Annotated in this window: 20 protein-coding genes; 10 read left to right on the top strand and 10 right to left on the bottom strand. The window is 36.4% G+C overall.

Features of this window, described 5'->3' with window-relative positions; all coding sequences use genetic code 11:
- Positions 1 to 16 precede the first annotated feature (16 nt).
- Complete coding sequence (locus ULVI_RS14675; protein ID WP_068593560.1) at positions 17 to 1,048, bottom strand: acyltransferase family protein; 1,032 nt, start codon at positions 1,046 to 1,048, stop codon at positions 17 to 19.
- 165 nt (positions 1,049 to 1,213) lie between these two features.
- Here ULVI_RS14675 and ULVI_RS14670 point away from each other — a divergent pair, with 165 nt between their 5' ends.
- On the top strand, positions 1,214 to 2,146 hold the full coding sequence (locus ULVI_RS14670; RefSeq protein ID WP_068593559.1) for a peptidylprolyl isomerase: 933 nt from the start codon (positions 1,214 to 1,216) through the stop codon (positions 2,144 to 2,146).
- A gap of 67 nt (positions 2,147 to 2,213) precedes the next feature.
- The gene (locus tag ULVI_RS14665; RefSeq protein ID WP_068593558.1) at positions 2,214 to 2,750 is read left to right on the top strand and encodes a YfiT family bacillithiol transferase; all 537 of its coding nucleotides are present in this window, start codon (positions 2,214 to 2,216) and stop codon (positions 2,748 to 2,750) included.
- Positions 2,751 to 2,904: 154 nt separating this feature from the next.
- Here the strand turns inward: ULVI_RS14665 and ULVI_RS14660 are convergent, their stop codons facing one another.
- Positions 2,905 to 3,459 carry a thioredoxin family protein gene (locus ULVI_RS14660; protein ID WP_068593557.1) on the bottom strand — a complete coding sequence of 185 codons (555 nt, stop codon included), beginning with the start codon at positions 3,457 to 3,459 and terminating at the stop codon, positions 2,905 to 2,907.
- Between the two features lie 57 nt (positions 3,460 to 3,516).
- Positions 3,517 to 4,086, bottom strand: a complete 570-nt coding sequence (locus ULVI_RS14655; protein WP_068593556.1) for a hypothetical protein — start codon at positions 4,084 to 4,086, stop codon at positions 3,517 to 3,519.
- 111 nt (positions 4,087 to 4,197) lie between these two features.
- On the opposite strand from ULVI_RS14655, the gene ULVI_RS14650 reads away from it, so the two are divergent.
- Together ULVI_RS14650 and ULVI_RS14645 are read left to right on the top strand one after the other, a co-directional pair.
- Entirely contained in the window at positions 4,198 to 4,509 is a 312-nt protein-coding gene (locus ULVI_RS14650) for a phosphoribosylpyrophosphate synthetase (protein WP_068593555.1), read from the top strand.
- Positions 4,502 to 4,837 (top strand): tRNA-binding protein, encoded by a 336-nt coding sequence (locus ULVI_RS14645; protein WP_068593554.1) that lies wholly within the window; start codon positions 4,502 to 4,504, stop codon positions 4,835 to 4,837. Before ULVI_RS14650 ends, ULVI_RS14645 begins: the two co-directional genes overlap by 8 nt.
- Here ULVI_RS14645 and ULVI_RS14640 read toward each other — a convergent pair.
- Positions 4,815 to 6,044, bottom strand: a complete 1,230-nt coding sequence (locus tag ULVI_RS14640; RefSeq protein ID WP_197463522.1) for an MFS transporter — start codon at positions 6,042 to 6,044, stop codon at positions 4,815 to 4,817. The genes ULVI_RS14645 and ULVI_RS14640 overlap by 23 nt on opposite strands.
- Positions 6,045 to 6,156: 112 nt before the next feature.
- Here ULVI_RS14640 and ULVI_RS14635 point away from each other — a divergent pair, with 112 nt between their 5' ends.
- Positions 6,157 to 6,669: a DUF6265 family protein gene (locus ULVI_RS14635; RefSeq protein WP_068593553.1), complete on the top strand. Its 513-nt coding sequence runs from the start codon at positions 6,157 to 6,159 to the stop codon at positions 6,667 to 6,669.
- On the opposite strand, the gene ULVI_RS14630 is transcribed toward ULVI_RS14635, so the two are convergent.
- Positions 6,666 to 8,282: a SulP family inorganic anion transporter gene (locus tag ULVI_RS14630; protein ID WP_068593552.1), complete on the bottom strand. Its 1,617-nt coding sequence runs from the start codon at positions 8,280 to 8,282 to the stop codon at positions 6,666 to 6,668. The two genes, ULVI_RS14635 and ULVI_RS14630, sit on opposite strands and share 4 nt — an antisense overlap.
- 276 nt (positions 8,283 to 8,558) lie before the next feature.
- Here ULVI_RS14630 and ULVI_RS14625 point away from each other — a divergent pair, with 276 nt between their 5' ends.
- Positions 8,559 to 9,983: a spondin domain-containing protein gene (locus tag ULVI_RS14625; RefSeq protein ID WP_068593551.1), complete on the top strand. Its 1,425-nt coding sequence runs from the start codon at positions 8,559 to 8,561 to the stop codon at positions 9,981 to 9,983.
- Positions 9,984 to 10,057: 74 nt separating this feature from the next.
- On the opposite strand, the gene ULVI_RS14620 is transcribed toward ULVI_RS14625, so the two are convergent.
- The 4 genes from ULVI_RS14620 to ULVI_RS14605 form a co-directional block, all read right to left on the bottom strand.
- Positions 10,058 to 10,507 (bottom strand): YHS domain-containing (seleno)protein, encoded by a 450-nt coding sequence (locus tag ULVI_RS14620; protein WP_068593550.1) that lies wholly within the window; start codon positions 10,505 to 10,507, stop codon positions 10,058 to 10,060.
- 78 nt (positions 10,508 to 10,585) lie between these two features.
- Positions 10,586 to 13,102 (bottom strand): M14 family zinc carboxypeptidase, encoded by a 2,517-nt coding sequence (locus ULVI_RS14615; RefSeq protein WP_068593549.1) that lies wholly within the window; start codon positions 13,100 to 13,102, stop codon positions 10,586 to 10,588.
- A 99-nt stretch (positions 13,103 to 13,201) separates the two neighbouring features.
- The gene (locus ULVI_RS14610) at positions 13,202 to 13,594 is read right to left on the bottom strand and encodes a PUR family DNA/RNA-binding protein (protein WP_068593548.1); all 393 of its coding nucleotides are present in this window, start codon (positions 13,592 to 13,594) and stop codon (positions 13,202 to 13,204) included.
- Positions 13,595 to 13,659: 65 nt separating this feature from the next.
- Positions 13,660 to 15,417 (bottom strand): ABC transporter ATP-binding protein, encoded by a 1,758-nt coding sequence (locus ULVI_RS14605; RefSeq protein ID WP_068593547.1) that lies wholly within the window; start codon positions 15,415 to 15,417, stop codon positions 13,660 to 13,662.
- Positions 15,418 to 15,534: 117 nt separating this feature from the next.
- On the opposite strand from ULVI_RS14605, the gene ULVI_RS14600 reads away from it, so the two are divergent.
- From ULVI_RS14600 to yajC, 4 genes are all read left to right on the top strand, one after another.
- The gene (locus tag ULVI_RS14600) at positions 15,535 to 16,632 is read left to right on the top strand and encodes a Glu/Leu/Phe/Val family dehydrogenase (RefSeq protein WP_068593546.1); all 1,098 of its coding nucleotides are present in this window, start codon (positions 15,535 to 15,537) and stop codon (positions 16,630 to 16,632) included.
- A 101-nt stretch (positions 16,633 to 16,733) separates the two neighbouring features.
- Positions 16,734 to 17,678 carry a transcription antitermination factor NusB gene (gene nusB, locus ULVI_RS14595; protein ID WP_068593545.1) on the top strand — a complete coding sequence of 315 codons (945 nt, stop codon included), beginning with the start codon at positions 16,734 to 16,736 and terminating at the stop codon, positions 17,676 to 17,678.
- A 52-nt stretch (positions 17,679 to 17,730) separates the two neighbouring features.
- A complete protein-coding gene (locus ULVI_RS14590) occupies positions 17,731 to 18,222 on the top strand; it encodes a DUF1573 domain-containing protein (RefSeq protein ID WP_068593544.1) in 492 nt (163 codons plus the stop codon).
- A 20-nt stretch (positions 18,223 to 18,242) separates the two neighbouring features.
- Positions 18,243 to 18,536 carry a preprotein translocase subunit YajC gene (gene yajC, locus ULVI_RS14585; protein ID WP_068593543.1) on the top strand — a complete coding sequence of 98 codons (294 nt, stop codon included), beginning with the start codon at positions 18,243 to 18,245 and terminating at the stop codon, positions 18,534 to 18,536.
- 76 nt (positions 18,537 to 18,612) lie between these two features.
- Here yajC and pepT read toward each other — a convergent pair whose 3' ends face one another.
- Positions 18,613 to 19,848 (bottom strand): peptidase T, encoded by a 1,236-nt coding sequence (gene pepT, locus ULVI_RS14580; RefSeq protein WP_068593542.1) that lies wholly within the window; start codon positions 19,846 to 19,848, stop codon positions 18,613 to 18,615.
- Positions 19,849 to 19,864: the final 16 nt, after the last annotated feature.

Here is a 19,864-nt window from a genome sequence, read left to right as displayed (position 1 = left end):
AACAGTCGCATTCACCTTAATGTACCTTCATTACCGCGTATAATTTTTTTCTCAATTTAGAACTATACGGAATCTCCACTAAATAGGTGATCATGGTGGCAATTATAATAACGATTGATAAAGCAATTAGCGAAGAACTCCAGAATCCCACTTTGTAAGTGTGGGTTAATTTTGGAATAATATATTCAATAGAAATCTTCTGATGTATTAAATACAATGCATACGAGATCTTGCCCATAAATAAGGTTGCGCTGTTTACAATAAACCGTAGTTTGTTATAAATAAATATTAGGAATAGCGTAAAGTATATTGTTAGCATGCCTGCATATTCCCAAACTGTTATAAACGAATTGGAGCGCCCAGAATATTCAAACAACAGGATTTGAGCAACTAAACAGAAAAGAATTAAACCAAAAAACTTGATGTGTTTTAGCCCTTTCGTAATCTTTCTGTAAAATACTGTTCCCGCAAAGAATAAAGGCAAAAATTGAACAAATGGAAGTTTAAAAAAGAACCGTTGCACCCAAATGTTTTCAAAATCTAAATGCACTACCGACACGGTAAAACTTATTAGAACCACACATATAACATCTAGTTTTCGAAGCACCTTAAAATAATAGAGAGCTACCATAAACATATAGAAAACCATTTCAATGATCATGGTCCAATAAGGGCCGTCGATATTTCTAATTTTAAAATAGTATTGAAACATGGTCATGTTGGCTACATATTGCACCATACTAATACCACTAAAATCATGTATATACCATGCGTATAATAACATGCAACTAAATGTAAAAGACACACATGCCCAATAGGTGGGATAGAGTCTGCTTATTCTATTTGCAATAAACTCACGCGCACTCTTAACATGTTCGAGACTTAATAGTATAACAAAACCACTAATAATAAAAAATAGATCTACACCAGTAGTACCTAAGTCAAATCCCAGCGAAGCTTCTTCTTTCTCCATCGTATAATGAAAAAAGACGACGAGTAATGCCGCTAATCCACGTAAAGCATCTAATTCCTGGTATCTTTTTTTCATAGAATGTTACCTATCTGGTATACAGATTGACACAGTGTCGCTACAAAAGAATAGAATTTATTAATCCTAGCTTGATTTCTTAGTGCGAATGTAAAGTTTTGATTTCTCATAAGGGACAAACATCGAAATATTAATACCTTTGCAGCTTATTAAAAAAACAAAAAAATGGAAGACGGTATATACGCAAAGATTACTACTGAAAAAGGTGAAATCTTAGGAAAACTTACTTACAAAAGAACCCCAGGAACGGTAGGAAATTTTGTAGCATTAGCAGAAGGGAATCTCGAAAATGAAGCCAAACCACAAGGAACTCCTTATTACGACGGACTTAAATTTCACCGAGTAATACCGGATTTTATGATTCAAGGAGGTGACCCCGCAGGTACAGGTGCCGGTGGACCGGGATACAAATTCGATGATGAATTTCATCCAGAATTGAGACACGACAGACCGGGAGTATTCTCCATGGCAAATGCAGGTCCCGCAACTAACGGAAGTCAGTTTTTTATTACGCACATCCCTACCGATTGGTTAGATAACAAACATACCGTATTTGGATATGTTGTAGAAGGACAAGATGTTGTAGATAGCGTTGCACAAGGACATTCTATTGAGAAAATGGAAATAATACGTGTAGGAGATGATGCTAAAAAGTGGAATGCAGTAGAAGCTTTCAGACAATTTAATGGAGCAAAAGCCGAACGTGAAGCGGCAGCTAAAAAAGCTCAAGAGGATGCTATGAAAGATCTTGTAGCAGGATTCGATAAAACAGAAAGCGGTTTGTATTACAAGCACATTCAAAAAGGCGAGGGTGCAAAACCAGAAAAAGGACAAACTGTAGCAGTACATTACAAAGGTATGTTGCCAAATGGAACCGAGTTCGATAGTTCTTATAAAAGAGGAAAACCAATCGAATTTCCTGTAGGAATGGGTAATGTGATCGAAGGTTGGGACGAAGGAATTTTGTTGCTAAATAAAGGTGATAAAGCACGATTTGTCATTCCGTCGCATCTTGCATATGGAGAGCAAGGAGCTGGTGGTGTAATTCCTCCAAATGCCACGCTGGTATTCGATGTAGAATTAATGGAGATTAAATAGGAAAGAACCTTCAATAATATATATTAGGAACGCTCTGGGAAACTGGGGCGTTTTGTATTTTTAGACCATGCTAACTACATCTCTACAATACCCTATTGGGCGTTTTGAATGCCCTTCAACCATAACAAAGCAAACCATAGAAGCTTGGATATCGATTCTAGAACATTTTCCTAATCGGTTGTCAAACCTAGTCATGTCCCTTTCAGAATCACAATTAGATACACCCTATCGTGAGAACGGATGGAGTGTACGACAGGTAATTCATCATCTATACGATAGTCACCATAATAGTTATACCCGTTTTAAGTGGGCACTTACAGAGTTAAACCCTTTAATTAAATCTTACGACGAAAAAAAATGGGCAGAACTATTCGATGCTAAACAAATGCCAATTGAACTTTCGCTTAATGCGCTAGCGGCACTTCATGCAAAATGGGTTTTTCTTCTGAAAGTGCTCAACGAAGATCAACTTCAACAAGAATTTATACATCCCGAAGGAAACGAAAAAGTTACATTAGCCGAAAATATAGGAATCTATGCTTGGCACTGCAACCATCACTATACTCAAATTGAAAACTTGATGCTTCAGAAGGGGTGGAAATAATTGATGTGACAGTAGTAAAATATTAAAATGACCTTTTCTTAGTTAAATATTTTGTAGGTTCTGGTGCTATAATTTATTTTTCATTCAATATTCAATATTCAATATTCAATATTCAATATTCAATACTCAATACTCAATACGCATTACATAGCACTTACTTCCATTTTATATTACAACCCATGCTTGGTTTTTGGTCGGTACGTTGTGGGTTGTTGTTAAGTACATTATCAAGAGCTTCTCGCAAATCTCTTCCGTTTACAGGAATTCCGTTGCCCGGACGGGAGTTGTCAAGTTGTCCTCGGTAAATAAGTTCTAAAGCACCATCGAATAAGAAAAAATCGGGTGTGCAGGCGGCATCATACGCTTTAGCAACCTCTTGAGTTTCATCGTACAAATAAGGGAACGAATAATTATGTTTTCTTGCCGTGTTCCACATTTCCTGCGGCGAATCTGCGGGGTACTTTTTAACGTCATTACTGCTAATAGCCACAAAACCAAATCCTGTTACGCGATAATCATTACAAATTCGAACAAGCTCTTCATTTACGTGTTTCACATAGGGACAGTGGTTGCATATAAACATTACAACAGTACCTTTTTCCCCGCGTACTTCTTGCAGTTTTACTAGTTTATTAGTGCTGGCATCCAACAGAGAAAACTCGGGTGCTTTGGTTCCTAATGGTAACATGGTAGAAGGAGTAAGTGACATGTGTAATAACGGATTTTAGTGGTATGTAAAGATATAAAATGTGCAAAATAGCATGGACTAATCATCGTTTCTTTTTTCACTTTCATCGGAAGTATTTTCATTTAATTCGTCAGATGAAATTAAGTAATGGTCTGTTTTGCCTAAGCCTACGATTAGAATAATATTTGTTACGGTAGCGTATAACATAAGGATAACAGTAACCATCATCCCACTTAGTAGTGACGAGAAAAATAAGGTAGCCCAATATATGGTTGCAAACCAATCTGTAGGAACATTTTCAGCTTCAGTAATTGGTATATTAAATAACTGAAACAGTATAAGTGCCCCTACAAATAAAATAGTGTCAAATTTTGCAATGTTGAGCACTTGTTCATAGTGAGCTCTTTTTAATTTTGATTCGGTTCCAGTACTAATTCCTAACAAGGTGAGTAATAATGCAAGAATGGTGGCAGAAGCAAGAACTATTGTATTACAGAGCATGTTAATGCCCGAAATGGAGGAGGTGATGAGGTTCTTCGCTTCATAACCTGATATATTACCTAAAAAAAATGCTCCAGTTCCAGTAAATAACATGGTTATCAACCCACCGTATATAGAAAGTTTATTTTTTTTTATGAATTCGATCATGGTTCGTGTTTTTAAAGTAATAACAATGCAATACAAGATAACATTAAATAAACTATAAATTTTTGCAGAAGTCTTTCAACTCCTGTAACTTTAAAAATCAAAACCAACATTATGAAAGAATCATATTCATCATTATCAGTAGCCATAGAAGACCTTCAGAAAAAAGGTTGGAACGAAGATTTTAACCTTGTAGAAGATGGAGTAGAATCGAAAGGCTTAAAGAAAAAATGGAAAGCCGGAGATTGTGAAGTAGTAAAATATTTTCGTTTTGAAGGAATGACAGATCCAGGTGATAATTCTATTTTATATTTAATTGAAACCAACGATGATCGTAAGGGACTTTTGGTCGATAATTACAGTGCCGCCGGAACGTATATTTCTGAAGAGATGCGTAATAAATTGAAAATTCAGCACAATGAATGATCTGTCATGGTCCGATTTTGAAAAGATAGATATGCGAGTGGGAACCATTTTGGAAGCTACGAAGTTTCCTGAAGCCAGAAATGCTGCCTATAAATTAAAGATCGATTTTGGTGAAGAAATTGGTGTTAAGAAATCCTCTGCACAAATCACTACTTTATATTCTTCAGAAGATATTATTGGAAAACAAGTGGTGGCCGTAATTAACTTTCCGAAGAAACAAATTGGACCTTTAATGAGCGAATGTTTAGTTCTTGGAGCGGTTAATGGAAAAGAGGTTACGTTACTCGAACCAAATCTTAATGTACCTAACGGACTTCGAATTTCGTAGGTTTATTTTTTTTACGAAGCGCTAATAATCCCAAAATAGGTCCTAAAGCCAATAACATGTATAAATAAATGGATAGCATGCTGCTAGCTCCTTTTAATGTTTCCAAAATAAAATTATTCGCGACATAATTAAGTAGTTGCAAACTTAGAATTGTAATTGCAAAACCAATGCAATTTACTATAGTGAGTGCAGCTCCTTTAACTTCTGAAGCAACATTCATTGCGATTAATGTAGAAAATAGGGGAGAATCTGAAATTACTACCATTCCCCAAAAAAGAAGGAATGCTAAAAAGAAAGGTACTGAAGCAGAGAAAAGAAACGGTACTAATAAACAACACATACCCGAAAATAATAAGCTGGCGTAAGCAGTTCTCTTCACTCCAAATTTTTCAGAAATAAAACCACCTGCTATACATCCTATAGTTCCAACAGCTATAATATTGAACGACCACAAGGAAATAGTAAGATGTGCTTCTGGGTTTAAAATAACATAGGTTTTTAAAATTACTGGAACAAAGGCCCAAAAAGTGTACAATTCCCACATATGACCAAAATAGCCAAAAGCAGCAACACGTAATTTTTTATTTCTAAATATTCTTATAAATGCCCTGCTATCCCATTGTGTACTTCGCTTTCTATAAGGACCATCGGGAACAAACATTACCATAAGTATACCTCCAAAAAGTGCTAGTATTGAAGGGGTATACACAATATATTTCCATGAGATTTCCTCCATGAATGTTTTTAGAAAATGAGGAAATGCGGTTCCTAAGACTAAAGCTCCTACTAAAAAGCTAAGAGACCTTCCTAATCCAGCTTCGAAATAATCGGCAGCTATTTTCATTCCTACTGGGTAAATTCCAGCGAGGAAAAAACCAACGAGTGCACGAAAAATAAGTAATGAACTTATTGTATTGCCATCCCAAACCAGAGTGAGATTAAAAATAGCCCCAAGCACAGCGCTTATAAAGAATACACGAGAAGGTGAAAAGCGATCTGAAATTGTTAAAAATGCGAAAAGTAATGTTCCAACTATAAAGCCAAATTGGACGGCTGAAGTAAGGTCTCCAAGAATATTTTCTGGAAGTTTATAAGCCTGTAAAAGATCTTCGAGAGCCGCGTTACTAGCAAACCAAAGTGAAGTACAACAAAACTGAGCAAAAACAATGATAGATAGTATGAGTTGCGAATTAGATTTTTCTATCATTTTTATAGGATCATTTACTCTTTAAAATTATAAGTTAAAATTACTTAACTTTAAATTGACTAACGCTTTAAAAAAAAATAAACTCTTGTAAATAACAATTAATCTTTAGACAATGAAAAAAGCACTTGTTCTACTTAGTATCTGTATTGTATTCGCCTGTAAAAATACTACAGAGAACAAAGAAGTTTCAGAAATTTCTAGTACCATAAATAATGAAAATAAAATTCGGCAATTAGATGGATTGTTGGGGGTATGGAGCACGACTTCAGAAAACAGTTATTCTAGGGAAACCTGGAAATTTGAAAATCAGAATGCGTATTCGGGGCATAGTTATACGACGGTTGCAAACGACACGGTTTTTGAAGAATACATGCTCATTCGGCAGCAAGGAAAAGACGTTATTTTAACCGTTACTGCAGTTAATCAGAATGATGATAAACCTATAGATTTTATATTGATTCCCTCGGCACCCGGACAGTTTACTTTTGAAAATAAAAACCATGATTTTCCGCAGCAAATCACCTATACTAATCCTACAAAAGACTCTATTCACGCTTGGGTAGAAGGCGTTATTGAAGGTAATCAAGAAAAAATGGACTTCTACTTTGCGCGAAGTGATGATTAAACCTCACTATCTAACATGTCGGTAACTACATAATAACGAGGATCATCAATAGCCTCTTGAATAATAGTTTCAAACTCAGGGTTCCATTTTAGTAAAAGGGTTTTACAATCTGGGCTTAAATGCGTTAAGGTTACTTTTTTTCCAGCATCCATGTATTTGTTTGCTAAGTTTCGAAGAGCTTCCACACCACTATGATCACTTACTTTCGACTCAATAAAATCGATTTCAATCGCTTCGGGATCTCCAGAGACATCAAACTTATTGTTAAATGCTGTTGTAGAACCAAAGAATAATGGTCCCCAGATTTCATATACTTTCGTACCATCTTCTTTAATATGCTTACGAGCGCGAATCATTGTAGCACTTTTCCAAGCAAAGGTAAGAGCGCTCATAATAACTCCAGCAATTACCGCAATAGCAAGATCTTGCCAAACAGTAATTGCAGACACAGCAATTAAAACGATGGCATCACTTAATGGAATTTTATGTAATATGCGAAAACTACTCCAAGCAAAAGTTCCTATTACTACCATAAACATGACACCTACAAGAGCAGCAATGGGAATTTGCTCAATTAAAGGAGCTCCAAATAGTACAAAACAAAGTAAGGCAATTGCTGCTACTGCGCCCGATAATCTTCCGCGTCCACCGGAATTTACGTTGATAATTGATTGCCCGATCATGGCGCAACCACCCATTCCTCCAAAGAGTCCATTTAAAATATTCGCTCCACCTTGCGCAACACATTCACGATTTCCGCTTCCACGTGTTTCGGTCATTTCATCGATAAGGTTTAGAGTCATTAAACTTTCAATGAGTCCTACAGCTGCAAGAATCATTGCTGTAGAAAGAATAAGGTCCCAATGACCTGCGAGTGTATAAAATAGTGTAAAAATTTGTTCTTGAAAAGTTGGAAGACCTCCTTGAAGCCCTTCACCACCACCGTCTTTAATAAAAGATCCTACAGTACTTGCTTCAACTCCACCAAAAATCGTAATGCATGCAACTACCACAATAGCGACCAATGCTGCGGGAACTTTTTTAGTAAGTTTTGGTAGTCCGAACATGATTGCCATGGTTAAGAACACTAGCCCTAGCATGATCATTAAATTTTGTCCAGTCATGTATTGTTGTACTCCATCAACATTTTCTTTAAAAAGACCTAATTGAGATAAGAAGATTACAATAGCCAGTCCATTAACAAAGCCCATCATTACTGGATGAGGAATTAAACGCACAAATTTTCCCAAACGGAATACACCAGCGAGAATCTGAATTCCTCCCACAAAAAGTAATGTAATAAACAACCACTGCAAACCAAGATTTTCAACAGGGGTTGCCAAAGCTTCACCTACTTCATTTCCTTTTTGAATTAAATGTACCATGACCACCGCCATTGCTCCAGTAGCACCAGAGATCATACCAGGACGACCCCCAAATAAAGCGGTTACTATTCCCATCATAAAAGCTCCATAGAGACCTACGAGTGGATCAACTCCTGCTACGAAAGCAAATGCGACCGCTTCGGGAACCAAAGCAAGTGCTACAGTAAGTCCCGAAAGGATATCGTTCTTAGGGTTTTGAGTGAAATTCTGGATGGTTTTCTGCCACATATTAGTTCGCTTAAAAAAGGTGCAAAGATATGTTTTTCTTAAAGGACAGCACTATCTCAATAAAGCTAAATTTAAAGTGTTCTAAATTAAATTTTTTAATTAAACTATTTAAACACAGATTGCTTAGTGGTATCGTGTTGAAATAGACAGACGATTTAACATAAAACTGTTTTGCTGTTAAGTTTTTTTTAAAATGCTAATATTTAGCAATTTAGAAGAAATGTCTTTGTAGCTTGTTCGACTTATATATAATTAACAGCATAAAATTTTCAAGCAATGAAGTATTATTTTTTATTAATCCTCACATCGCTTCTTCTATTTAGTTGTTCTAACGATGATGATGAAAATGCCCCGGCAAAGAGCGCCAATTTTACGGTAACGATAGAAAACATTCTAGCTCCCAAACCCATTTTTGAAAGTGGCACATTTACCACTCCAGTGGGAGTATTCGATTCAGGACCTATATTTCCTGGAGATGCGTACGAATTTACAATAGATGCGGGTCCCGTTGTAATTCCGGGAGATGGAGGTACACGGTTATCATTTGTTACAATGTTCATGCAGTCGAACGATTTGTTTTTTGCTCCTGATATACAAGGAATTTCATTGTATACTGAAACTGGAAGTCCGATAGGTGCACATGGACCAGAAGATGTAACCAATGAAGTATATCTTTGGGATGCAGGTACAGAAATTAATGAAGCTACTGGAGGGCAGAATCAAAAAAATCAGCAGGGACCGCTAGTAGAAGATCAAGGGGTAGATGAATATGGGGTGGTCACTCGTATCGATACTAATAAAGATTCCTTCGGAAACGTATTACCAAACAAAGAGGATGTTATTAAAGTTACAATCGAAAATATTTCGGCGGCAAAGTTTTTAGTTCGTATCGAAAACGTGTCAGAAGTTAATACAATCATGACGCCTGGACAGGGAGAAGGCTCTGCAGCTGCCGTTCCCATATCACCTGGCGTATATGCAGTACATACTTCATCATCTCCATTTTTTGATGAAAGTATGGCTGCATCTGGAGCTGGTTTTGTGCGTAGTGAAGAAGGATTAGAAAACCTCGCAGAAGATGGCTTCCCAGAAACTTTATTAGCAAATACAAAAAATGTCACTGGTTTAAAAGTTCCATTTTCTTCTGGGGTATGGGCCATTCATAATGAAGGGAGTGAACCCTTATTTAATCTTACTATGGAAGATTACGGGGAAGGACTCGAAGGTCTTGCTGAAGATGGATCTCCTATAAAATTAGCGAATTCCCTTAACGACCGCGCAGAAGTTAGCAATGCAGAGGTTTTTAATACACCTGTCGGTACCAATGTTTCTGGTCCAATTACTCCCGATTCAAGATACGAGTTCACATTTACAGCTTCTGAAGGGGATCACCTTTCTTTCGCAACGATGTTTATGCAAAGTAACGATTGGTTTTTTGCATTTCCTCCAAATGGACTCGCATTATTTAAAAATGGAACTCCAACACAGGGTAATGTGACTTCCCATGTTTTTTTATACGACGCAGGAACAGAGGCTGACGAATATCCTGGAGCTGGTCTGTCTCAAGTTATGAGGCAGCCTAGAGAAAATTTTGGAGCTTTAGACACCAATACGGCTATACGTTTAGTAGCTCCCAATTCTTTTTTAAATATTCCAGTTACAACTGTGCTTAAGGTTACAATTAAAGCCGAGAAACAATAAGTTAAAGTAATTTACATCTAGAAAATAAAAGCCCGATCGTGAGATCGGGCTTTTTAAAATTTATGAAGTAGTACTTATTGTTGTTTAAGAACCATCCAATTTTCGTCCGCTTTTTTCTGAAGTCTTTCTGCTCCTTCTTCCATCCACTTTTCTTTGGTGTCTGCGAAAACGGTGTCGTAGAACAAATATAATTTTCCGTCACGAATTTCGTACGATTCGGGATTAATACCTATTTTTTTATTGTCAGCTCCAACTGCATAGGCACAAAATCCGCCGTATTGTGGCGCGTATTTAGAAGGTGCTGCTTCAAATTTGGTTTTATTAGCTTCCGAAGTAAACCGATAGTTAGCTCCTTCGTAAGTGGCTATAAAGGCATTGCTTCCTTCAAAAGCTTTGCCGTTAAAGTATTCAGTAACATCATATCCTTCAGCAATAAATCCATTTCCATCAATATTCGTAGTACCTTTCTGTGCTCCACAAGCAAATAATGTGGTAGCAACAAGAATAATAAATAACTTCTTCATAAGTGAGTTTTAGTGTAACTGGAAAGGTAGTCGGAAAATGCATTCATAAATAACATGGCAAAACTTCTTTCTTTTTACCTACATGTGGTTTCCGAAGAAAATCGCATTCATAAGTAGTTTGTTGGTACCATACCAAAATGCTCTAAAATTTCCATTATCGGTAAAATAAACTACGGTTCCTCGTCCAAAATTACCCATCTTAAAAGGAACTGAGTTTTTCAATAGTGTTAGATTTGGTTTCGAAATATAACCACTTAGTAGTGGGGTTTCGGTATACTGAATCGGATTGTTATAACTGTCGGTGTCGGGTTCTACAAATAGGGTAGAATTTCTAAAAACAGGAAGTGTATTATTCTTAAATCCAAATGCAATGGGGTGAGATCGATCTAATGTTGTTTCAAAAATTGCTCCGCCAATTACTTTAGCCCCCCGATAATTTCCACGTTGCTCAAAAGAAATATTTCTAGCAGTATCTTTTACTTTTTTAAAGTTCATTTTAAGTAATTCATTTTTATCGAGCCATTTTCCGTTATTTTTATAGGCAATAAGCGTCCCTCCGTTTCGAACCCAAGATTTTATTTTATTAATTGCATTGGTGTCTAATCCGCTCCCCCAATTATTTGGGAGAATTAAGTCGGTATAAGTACTTAGATCGATTCGATTAAAATTACGTGTATCGAGTTTGGTAAGCAACATCTCGTACCGCTGATCGAATACATGCCAAATCTCTCCTGCGTCGTAAGGGTTAACTCCTTCTCCCACAAGCATCGCAACCTTTGGTGTTTCGAGGGTCTTAAAATCGTTACTTCCCAAATCGATTCCTTGAGTTTGTCCTGTTGTTACGCCTGTAATGGTGACATTGGAATTTGTGGAAACTTCTTTTATAAATTCTGCTAGTGCTTTAGGAGTTAATTCTTGATTGTGCACGGGAATAAGGATGGTACCATAATCGTACGTAGTGCCGTTCATAGAAAATGGTGTCATACCAACCTTTGCTCGTAGTCCTTTTTGAAGAATTTTATTTAATACTTTCGGGGTGTAGTAATCGTGCCATTCCATGACATAAGCATAATTAGAAGAAATTACTTCGGAAGGTTTTTTCTTCTGAAGCTGTATCACTTCATTTCCTGCGTTTGCTACCGAATTGGTTTCAGAATAATCCAAATTGAAAGCGAGTGGAAAGGTCCAAGCACTTATATCGTAAAACAAACTATCTTGAAACGTTGTTCTTTTTTCGAACATAGCGTTTATAAGGCGGTGTTGCTTCTGATTTTTAGGCACCACATAACTGAAGCCTTTTTTATAATTTTTTCCGTTTACTGAAGCATCCTGCTTTAGTTCGTGAAACGAAATTTTATGACGTTCTAAGATTTCAGCGAGATGAAAAACCTTCGAGGCATCTTTTTCATCCCCGAAAATTATACTTCCTCCAGTTGCTGCTTCTTTAGAAGCGTTATTAAAGAACTCTTTTTGGTAATCGAGTAGTTGCGTGCGTAACGAAACACCAGCTTCTAGAGTAGATAGCGCTGCCGTAAACTGATTTCTAATAGTAAACGGAAAAGTAAGTATGCCGTTATTACTTTCTTGCGCATGTCCACGCGAAGAGCCTTGTTCGAAAAGAATTCCAATGCTTCCGTTAATGTCTGGAAAGGTAGATCCTTTTCCGTAGTAAAAATCGTCGTAATCTTCTTCGGTGTAATAAAAACTACCAATTTTATCGAACGCATTTGCATGAAATTTACCTATAGCTCCTGTAAGTTTTTGGTTTTTAGTAGGTGTTAGCGGGTGGGTTCGCGAAGGAATTCCCGGTTGAAAGAAAAAACTTGAGTTCGTTCCCATTTCATGATGATCGGTTAAAATATTAGGATACCATTTATGAAAAGTTGCAATACGCGCACGACTTTCTGGAAGTTGAACAGGAAGCCAGTCGCGATTCATGTCGAACCAATAATGGTTGGTACGACCGCCCGGCCAGATCTCATCGTATTCTCTGTCGTTAGGATCGGGGTTGATGTTTTTAGACTTGTGCATGTTTGCCCAATAAGCAAACCGTTGCAATCCGTCGGGATTAAATGCAGGATCGAACAAGATCACGGTATTCTGTAATAGCTCATCGATCTTTGGACCCTGCGCAGCAGCCAGATAATAGGCAACCGCAAGGGCAGCGTTAGAGCCGCTGGGTTCATTTCCGTGAATGGAAAAACCTTGGTATACAACTAATGGCATTTCTGCTGTAGCGATCGAATTATTGTTTGCTTCGGTTAAGGCAATATGTTGTTTTTGAATGGTTTCAATTTGTGAGTGATTTGAAGGTGCGGTTATGGTAAGCAATAGCAATGGACGTCCTTCGAAGGTGGTTCCTCTGTCTTCTATAGTAATTCTTTCAGAAGATTTAGAAAGTGCATACATATATTGCACAAGTTTATCGTGTGTAACGTGCCAGTCTCCAACCTCATGCTTTATAACACTTTTTGGGGTTGGAATGCTTGGATTATAAGTGACGTCTTGAGGGAGATAATATGATAGATCAACTTGATAGTCTTGGGCAAAAGATATAGAAGCGACAAGAAAAAAAATAAGGAATCGGATATTCATATGTGGGTGTTAAGAATTTTTTAAATATAATATAAAAAAAACCGACCTCAAAAGTTGAGGTCGGTTAGGTTAATTGTATGTGAGGAGAACTAAAATCGTTTATATGTCGTCGAAATCTATATCGGTAAAATTACTTGGAGCCGGCTCGTCGCTTGCAGTTCCAATTTGTTGAGCAACTTCGTTATCGGATTCCTTTTTAAAATCTTTTTGGTGGCGTTCGCTAATTACTTCTTCGCCTTTTTCGTCGATAATATAATTGATCATTTCTTCCAGACTATCTTTAAATTCAGAAAAGTCTTCTTTATATAAGTAAATCTTATGCTTCTTATAGTGAAAAGAACCATCGTCGTTTGTAAACTTTTTACTTTCTGTAATTGTTAAATAATAATCTCCTGCTTTTGTTGCCCTAACGTCAAAGAAGTAGGTACGCCTTCCAGCACGCATTACTTTACTAAAAATCTCTTCTTGCTCCATCGTATAATGATCACTCATAATTTTTATCGTTGTTAATGTTTAGCCAAAAATCTAAAAAAAATATAAATAACCAAAGATTAAGTTCACATTTCTTTTTCTAATAGTTGTTTTGAATACAATTCCTTGTAATATCCTTCGGTATTTACGAGCTCATTATGAGTTCCTTGCTGGATAATTTTCCCATCATCTAAGACAATAATTTTGTCTGCATTTTTAGCTGAAGAGATGCGGTGACTCACAATTATTGTTGTTTTATTTGCTGAAATTTTATGGATGTTTTGAATAATTTCTTCTTCGGTCTCTGTATCTACTGCTGAAAGGCAATCATCGAACAACAAAATTTTCGGGTCTTTTATAATTGCTCTGGCTATGGAGACCCTTTGTTTTTGTCCACCACTTAATGTGATACCTCGTTCTCCAAGTATGGTTTCATACCCTTTAGAGAAACCAATGATATTTTTATGTACCGAAGCTTTTTTAGCTGCAGCAATTACTTCTTCTTCGGAAGCCTCTTCTTTTCCGAAGCGGATGTTATTTTTTATGGAGTCACTAAATAGGAAAGCATCTTGTGGAACATATCCAATGCTACTTCTTAAACTATCTAAATTAAGTTGTGTGATCGAAGTTTGATCTACAGTAAGTTGTCCTTCTGGTACATCGTATAATCTTCCTATTAATTCGAGAATGGTCGATTTTCCTGAACCCGTATTTCCTATTATTGCGAGTGTTTCTCCTGGATTTACTTTAAAAGAAATGTTTTTTAGAGCCGTTATGTTGGTGTCGTCGTATGTAAAGGTTAAATTATTAAAAGCTATTTTCCCTTTAATGGGAGTAGCTTCTAGAACTGTATTTGCAATAGCTGGCTCGGTACTTAAAAATTCATTAATCCGTTTTTGAGAAGCTTCTGCTTGTTGGATCATTGAAGTTACCCATCCTACAATTGCAACAGGCCAAGTGAGCATGTTAACGTATATAAGAAATTCTACGATCGTTCCAAAATCTTGTATTTGTCCGCTAATATATCTGCTTCCGCCAATGTATATAACTAGTATGTTACTAACACCAATAAGAAGGACCATTAATGGAAAAAACAAGGCTTGTACCTTTGCTAGATCGATATTTTTATCCTTACTACCTTCAGAAAGGGCGACAAATTCGTTATTAGTACGTGGTTCTATTCCGTAGGCTTTAATAACAGCAATACCACTAAAACTTTCTTGTGTGAAGGTGGTTAATTTTGAAAGATACTGCTGCACTATAGTACTTCGCTTATGTATAGTGATACTTAATCGATACACTGCTATAGATAGTACAGGTAATGGTGCAATGGCATATAATGTAAGTATGGGTGCGGTATAGAACATATAGCTAATTACCACAACAAAAAGGGTGATTGTAGTTGTGCTATACATAATGGCAGGACCTACATACATGCGTACTTTAGAGACATCTTCACTTATTCGATTCATAAGGTCACCAGTGCGATTCTGTTTGTAAAATCCGAGTGACAGTTTTTGATAGTGTTGAAAAATTTCATTTTTAAGGTCGAATTCAATTTTTCTAGATACAATAATGATGGTTTGCCGCATTATAAAAGTGAAAAGCGCCGTGAGCAATGTAGCTCCTAGTATAAGCAGAATATTTTTTAATAATTCTGTTTCCACAAATGCCATATCTGTGATTTCACCATTTACTTTTTTACGTACTACATCTACCGAATCTCCAACTTTCATCGGAACTACTAATTTAAAGACCGTTGCGATAATGGTTATAAACATTCCCAAAAGCAGTCTGCCTCTATATTTTAGCAAGTATTTATTAAGATGTTTTAGTTCCTTCATTTAATCTGTGAAAAATTTAATAGCAAATTCTTATTTTATGAATAATTATTTTGCAGTATCGTTGATAATGATATACTTTTGCTCGCCCTTTTTAAGGATTTACTAAAATTTAGATGTATGACAACGGATGTAGTACCTACAAATGAACTTCATAAAATAGACCCGGTTTTTGGTCAATTATCCTTCGATAATCACGAGCAAATCGTTTTTTGCAACGACAAAGATACAGGTTTAAAAGCAATAATTGGAATTCATAATACCGTATTAGGACCTGCTCTTGGAGGTACCAGAATGTGGAATTACAAGAGTGAATGGGAAGCCTTGAACGATGTATTGAGACTCTCTCGTGGGATGACCTTTAAGTCTGCAATTACAGGATTAAACCTTGGTGGTGGAAAAGCTGTAATTATTGGAGATGCAAAAACGCAAAAAACGCCTGAACTTATGTTGCGTTTTGGAGAATTTGTTCACTCTTTAGGCGGAAAATATATTACTGCTGAAGATGTGGGGATGGCTACAGAAGACATGGATTTAGTAAGAACTGTAACGCCTTATGTTACAGGTATTTCTGAAAGTAAAGGAGGAGCTGGGAATCCATCACCTATAACTGCCTACGGTGTTTTCATGGGAATGAAGGCTGCTGCAAAATATAAATTTGGTAGTGATATTCTTGAAGATAAAGTGATTTACGTTGAAGGAATTGGAAACGTAGGAGAAGCGCTGGTTGAGAATTTAACCAACGAGGGAGCTAAAGTTTATATTTCTGACATCAACCAAGAACGGTTAGAAGAAGTACGCGATAAATACAATGTAGATATTTATGGCGGAAGTAATTTATATGCTGAAGAAATGGATATCTATGCGCCTTGTGCATTAGGTGCAACCATTAACGATGTTAGTATTCGACAAATTCGTGCTAAGGTTATTGCTGGAGCAGCAAACAATCAATTAGCCGATGAGCAAAAACACGGAATGCTTCTTCGTAAAAAAGGAATTGTATATGCGCCTGATTTTCTTATCAATGCTGGTGGAATTATTAATGTGTATGCTGAACTTGAAAATTATGATCGTAAAGAAATAATTAGAAAGACAGAACATATCTACAATACAACTCTTGAAATTTTAAACAATGCTGAAGCAAATGACGTTACAACACATCAAGCGGCTTTAGATATTGCTCAAGCAAGAATTAATGCAAGAAAGAAAGAAAAATAAGCTTCAATTTTTATAAAAGTATATCTTTGCAACGCACAAATTTTTGTGCGTTGTTTATTTATATCAATTACAATTTCATCGTTTAAAGTTCTTTTAAAAGTATGCTTACAAGAAGACATATAAGAGTAAAGGTGGTTCAGTCAGTATATGCTTTTAATCAAAGTGATTATCAAGATCTAGATAAGCAAGAAAAGTTTTTGTTGTACAGTCTAGATCAAATGATGGATCTTTATCTGTTAATGCTTCAGTTGCTGGTTTCGTTAAGAGATCAGGAAGAGCAGTATTTGTTGAAGGCCCAAAAAAAGCATCTCGCAACTAAAGAAGAGAAGGATCCAAGTCAGGCGTTTATAAATAACAAGATCTTAACGCTTATATCTACCAATCCCATTTTTCAAGAAGCTATTAAAAATAAAAAGCTTACGTATTGGGAGCAAGATGACGAATACCTTTCCATTATTTTGAGTGAATTACGACAAAAGGACTGGTACAAAGAATATTTATCGCTAGAGGCGGCCACACTAAAAGATGATCGCGACTTTATTTCTCGATTGTATAAAGATGTTATCGCACCTAATGACAAAATTTACGATTACCTTGAAGACAAGCGATTAACATGGGTAGATGATATCCCAATTGTAAATACGGCATTGGTAAAAATGTTTGGGAAACTTTCAGAAAAAAATGCATCACAAGTATTAGTGCCAAGTCTGTATAAGAATAGCGAAGATCGGGATTTTGCAATACAGTTGCTTCGGAAAGTAATTTTGCACGATGAAAAACTTTCCCAAGAAGTTGAAGGTAAAACACCAAATTGGGACAAAGAACGCATCGCCGAATTGGATATGATTATTTTAAAACTGGGTATTGCAGAATTTCTGCACTTTCCATCAATCCCTGTTCGTGCTACTATAAATGAGTACCTCGAAATTTCTAAAGAATACTCAACTCCTAAAAGCAGCATCTTTATTAACGGAATTTTAGATAAACTTGTTAAGGATTTCACAAAAGCGGATAAACTGAACAAAATAGGGAGAGGACTTCGGTAAAAGCAAAAAAAATTACCTATTTTAGCGGCGCTTAAAAATAAAATATACTATTATGAAAAAATCAATTTTAATGTTAGCTGTAATGACTGTATTTGCTTTTACTTCGTGTAAAGATAATGCGGCAGACAAAGTGAATGATGTAAATGTTGCAGCTGCAGCTGATAGAGATGCTAATGCATCTAAATTTCCAGTAATGGAATTAGAAAAAACAGAGCATGATTTTGGTACAATCGCCAAAGGTGAAGCTGTAGAATATAACTTTCAATTTAAAAATACAGGTGATGCACCTTTAGTAATTGTTGATGCAAAAAGTAGCTGTGGATGTACTGTTCCAGAATTTACAAAAGAACCAGTTGCTCCTGGTGACACTGGAGAACTTTTAGTAAAATACAATGGTAGTGGTGCAAACCAAGTAAGTAAAACGGTAACGATTACTGCTAATACTAAAAAAGGAAAAGAAACTTTGGTAATAAAAGCATTTGTAACTCCAGCTGCTGGTGATGCTGCTAATGGAGCAAATATGTTACAAAAACAAACAAAGTAATTTTCTGAGAAAATAAATTCATGGAACAAATACAAGGCTTTTTACCCATTATATTATTATTTGCAGTGATGTATCTTTTTTTGATACGTCCACAAATGAAAAAGCAGAAACAAGAAAAAAAGTTCGCCGCTGAGATAAAGGTAGGGGATCGAGTAATAACCAAAAGTGGTTTGCACGCAAAAGTGCTTAACCTTAACGATGATGGAACTTGTGTTTTAGAAACAAGTGCTGGTAAAGTTAAGTTTGAACGCTCCGCATTATCCATGGAAATGAGTGCGAAATTAAATGCACCCGCAAAAATAGAGAAGAAGTAGAACGTTACTTCAAATTGAATAAACAAAAAACCTTCAGAATTTCTGAAGGTTTTTTTATGCCTTAAAAGATTAGATATTATTTTTCAGCTACGAGCTTGGCGATATTAACAATTACCTCAATGGCTTTTTGCATGCTCTCTACAGGTACATATTCGTAACGACCGTGAAAGTTGTGACCTCCAGCAAAAATATTGGGACAAGGGAGTCCCATAAAACTTAGTTGTGAACCATCGGTGCCTCCTCGAATGGGTTTTATGAGTGGTTGTATATTTGCTTGTTTCATTGCTTCCTCGGCAACATCTACAATGTGCATTACAGGTTCCACCTTTTCCCGCATATTAAAATACTGGTCTTTGATTTCTACCGTGATTGCTTCTTTTTCATATTGTGCGTTTAACTCATCCGCCAACTTAATCATGATTTCTTTTCGGGCCTCAAAATGTTCTTTGTCGTGATCTCTAATGATGTATTGCAATTTAGTACTGTCAACTTCTCCGTTAATACTGTATAAATGAAAAAATCCTTGACGGTCTTCTGTATGCTCAGGTGTTTCCATTCGAGGCAACGAATTAATATAATCGGTGGCGATGTACATACTATTAACCATTTTTCCTTTAGCGTATCCTGGATGAACAATCTTACCTTTTACAGTAACCACAGCGCCCGCAGCATTAAAATTTTCGTATTCTAATTCTCCTACTTGGCTTCCGTCCATCGTGTAGGCCCAGTCAGCACCAAATTTTTCAACATCAAATTTATGAGCTCCGCGACCAATTTCTTCATCGGGTGTAAATCCTACTCGTATGGTACCATGTTTAATTTCAGGATGGTTGATGAGGTATTCCATCGCAGAAACAATCTCGGCAATACCTGCTTTGTCATCAGCTCCTAGTAAAGTAGTACCATCGGTGGTGATGAGTGTTTGACCTTTATATAACAATAAGTCGTCGAAATCTGAAGGAGACAACACAATGTTCTCCGCTTCATTTAATACGATGTCTTTTCCGTCGTAATTTTCAATGATCTGGGGTTTTACATTGGCTCCTGTAAAATCTGGAGTGGTGTCAAAATGAGATACGAATCCAATTACAGGAACTTCTTTATCGATGTTTGAAGGCAATGTTGCCATAATGTACGCATTGTCATCTATCGTGACATCCTGCATTCCAATTTCTTTTAATTCTTCTACTAAAGCATTGGCAAGATCCCACTGCTTTTCTGTGCTTGGAGTGGTGTTGCTTTCTGGGTCACTTTCGGTATCTACCGTTACGTAACCTATAAAACGGTCGATAAGATGTTGTTTTTCGATCATAGTTTTTTATTTTACT

It is taken from the genome of Cochleicola gelatinilyticus (genome assembly GCF_001637325.1).
Classification (GTDB): Bacteria; Bacteroidota; Bacteroidia; order Flavobacteriales; family Flavobacteriaceae; genus Cochleicola; species Cochleicola gelatinilyticus.
This window is presented reverse-complemented; position numbering and strand designations above follow the sequence as displayed.